The sequence below is a fragment of the Caballeronia terrestris genome (genome assembly GCF_001544515.1).
Classification (GTDB): domain Bacteria; phylum Pseudomonadota; class Gammaproteobacteria; order Burkholderiales; family Burkholderiaceae; genus Caballeronia; species Caballeronia terrestris.
Genome location: NZ_FCOL02000387.1, coordinates 1 through 1471, shown reverse-complemented (window position 1 = coordinate 1471; position 1471 = coordinate 1). Strand labels below are relative to the sequence as shown.

1 protein-coding gene is annotated in these 1471 nt (G+C 53.6%); it reads right to left on the bottom strand.

The features are described from left to right. The coding region (locus AWB67_RS37640; protein ID WP_200822425.1) for a reverse transcriptase domain-containing protein at positions 1–950 on the bottom strand (950 nt) is incomplete at its 3' end. Between the last annotated feature and the right edge of the window lie 521 nt (positions 951–1471).

Genomic DNA, 1471 nt, shown 5'->3' with positions numbered 1-1471 from the left:
TGCACGATCTTGGTTTTCTCCTCGGAGAGCGTCAAGCCTCTCGGTCGGAGAAAATCTTCGATCAACGATTTCGCTTCCTCAAGGATTTCTTTCGTCGCCCCTGTGACAACAAAATCGTCCGCGTACCGAATTAGATGGACCATAGGGTTAGGTCTGGCTGCGCGGTCTTTATTTACGCCGAAGCGCTCCTGCAAATAGCGTTCCATTCCATCCAAGGTCAAGTTTGCCAGCGTCGGCGAGATGATGCCACCTTGCGGCGTCCCATCTTCCGTAGCATGCAACCTGCCGTCCCACACGAAACCACATTTCAACCACTTCCTTAAAATCACCCTATCCATAGGGATATTGGCGATCATCCAGTCGTGGCTGATGTTGTCAAAGCATCCGGCAATGTCCGCGTCCAAAACCCAACGAGCACATGAGCTCTTCGCCAAGACCATATGACAGCGTGCAGCAGCATCTCTGCTCGCTCTCTCCGGTCGAAAGCCGTATGAGTTCTGATCCCCTGTAGTTTCCGCGACGGGCAACAGTGCAAGCGTGTACAACGCTTGCATGGCTCTGTCTTTCATCGTCGGAATTCCCAGCGGGCGCAGCTTGCCATTTGCTTTGGGAATGAAAACCCGTCTAAGAGGCAGTGGAGAGTATCCCCTTCGCCCCAGCGACAGCATGGCTTTGGCTTTCGACTCCGGAGTGTCCCAAACAACACGGTCCACCCCCGGTGTCTTTTTGCCTTGATTCTCGGTAACTCGCTTTACAGCTACCGCTTTGCCATAAAACGAATGCGTGAGGAGCCATTGGAGAGATTTCACCTTGTTCCAACGGCCCTCTTTAACTGCCTTCGCAATACGCACTTGCAGCCCCCTGACCTGTCTGTGAGCTCGCACCCAATCGATTTCGTGCCAACGCACCTCCGTGCCGGAGGTCGCACCAGCCATTTTCATAGCCATCATTTGCCTTTCCTCCTATGGGAAGGTTCTCCAAACTCTGTTGCGAAGAGAGACCAACCGGAAGTCTGCTCCCTTTCGGGCAAGGTAATGTTGGCAATCGCCTCAACCCCTATTCGCTCCATTACAGAGCGACATTCGCTTTTTCCGGATTCCTATACCCGCACTTCCAACAGTGGTCCTTGCGGTTCACCTGCCTCGCGAGAGGCGAAAGTACGGGCTTACCGTGTTCCACATAAGTGACGCGAGAAGGTTAGGTGTCGACTCTCTCCCGGTGAGTATTGCGTCCTCGTCTGGCTAAACTTGAAAGCCAGAACCACTCACAGCGCCGTTTTGGCTCGAGCCTGTCAGCATCTTTGGCTCGTTCATGGTTACGGGATTTATCGTCGATTCACATATGTTCACCATACTTCCCAGCCTAGCCCCCTACCGCGTGATGCTTGCAGTTCCGCTTCAACCTCACGGCGTCGGCTTCACCCTTTCGGGATGGGATACATTGTCAGAATGGCTTCAGACGGTGCTGTTAC